Genomic DNA, 1,141 nt, shown 5'->3' with positions numbered 1-1,141 from the left:
GATCCACTTCCCAAGCAGTGTTGGAGACCAGCTCCATTCCGGTGATTTTGGTAGAGGAAGAGGATTTTGGAAAGAGAGGGATCCCCATTCTCGAAGGCGAAAAAAGCTGATGATCCTCCTTTTTCTCTGGCTGAGTTCTCTATTTAGGTTCATTGATTCGCAATCTCATTGGAATAGCTGCAATACTACATAGTATCGACCGGGTAGGCGCGAATGGCTGCATCTACTGTTGCAATGGTCAATCCATTTTGTAGAGCTTGGCAGATAAGGATTCTGTCGAACGGATCCCGGTGTAGTAGCGGAAGCTTAGCTAGTTGAGCTACACTATCCTCATCAAGGTCAAGACTGGCAATTTGATGTAGGTTTCTTTGTTTGGGTAAGTAAGTTGCAGGATGCTCCGGCAAAGGTAGCTTGCCCAACTGGTGTTTAACAGTGGCTTCCCAGATTGAGATTACGCTCAGGTAAACCTGATTGTTTGCATCGCGAATTGCGTCTCGAAGATGCTCTGAAAGTCGATTGCTACCGCTGATAAACCATAAAAAGATATGTGTATCTAGAAGAATTCTCATTGGCTCTCAAATGCGTTGAGAACATCTTCTGGCAAAGGAGCGTCGAAATCATCTGGAACGACAAATTCACCCGCACACAGACCAAACGGGCGTAACCGCTGACTACTGGAGATAGGTCTGAGCTCAGCGATAGGCTTGCCCGACTTAACAATGACAAGAGTTTTACCCGTCTCCACTTGATGAAGGTACTTTAGGGGATCACGTTGAATTTCATCAACAGTTACAATTGACATCGACTTAGCTCATCTAACTCACTATACTCAAGATACTCAATGGGCAAGCAATCTCTCAAAACTCGATCACCTGAAGCCATCTGGGTAAAAATCCTTGACTAACTGGCTTGATTTGTCCTTCAGCAAAGATGCAAGCCTCCCCATCGAAGTCAAAACCTCGCTCCTCAGCCGCCTACCTTAGAGTACCAGGTACTACACCATGTTCCGCATCAACAGCAATAGCCTAGATCTGACTCAACGCCGAGGAGCTGCTTATGTCCGATTTCCCTTCTGCGTGGCGCTTTATTGTTTTGCTGGGGATCGTCAGCCTCTGCGCCGACGCCACCTACGAGGGGGCCC

Annotated in this window: 2 protein-coding genes; both read right to left on the bottom strand. The window is 47.2% G+C overall.

The window, feature by feature from the left end:
* Nucleotides 1–185: 185 nt before the first annotated feature.
* Entirely contained in the window at nt 186–569 is a 384-nt protein-coding gene (locus NW844_RS12835; RefSeq protein WP_414336209.1) for a type II toxin-antitoxin system VapC family toxin, read from the bottom strand.
* Nucleotides 566–802: a type II toxin-antitoxin system Phd/YefM family antitoxin gene (locus tag NW844_RS12830; protein ID WP_414336207.1), complete on the bottom strand. Its 237-nt coding sequence runs from the start codon at nt 800–802 to the stop codon at nt 566–568. The genes NW844_RS12835 and NW844_RS12830 overlap by 4 nt, the downstream gene beginning before the upstream one ends.
* Between the last annotated feature and the right edge of the window lie 339 nt (nt 803–1,141).

This window comes from Synechococcus sp. H55.2, from assembly GCF_047462495.1.
Taxonomy (GTDB): domain Bacteria; phylum Cyanobacteriota; class Cyanobacteriia; order Thermostichales; family Thermostichaceae; genus Thermostichus.
This window is presented reverse-complemented; position numbering and strand designations above follow the sequence as displayed.

Bases quoted from the DNA above. Each gene is read 5' to 3' on its own strand.
- NW844_RS12835 (WP_414336209.1), bottom strand. From the start codon at position 569: ATGAGAATTCTTCTAGATACACATATCTTTTTATGGTTTATCAGCGGT.
- NW844_RS12830 (WP_414336207.1), bottom strand. From the start codon at position 802: ATGTCAATTGTAACTGTTGATGAAATTCAACGTGATCCCCTAAAGTAC.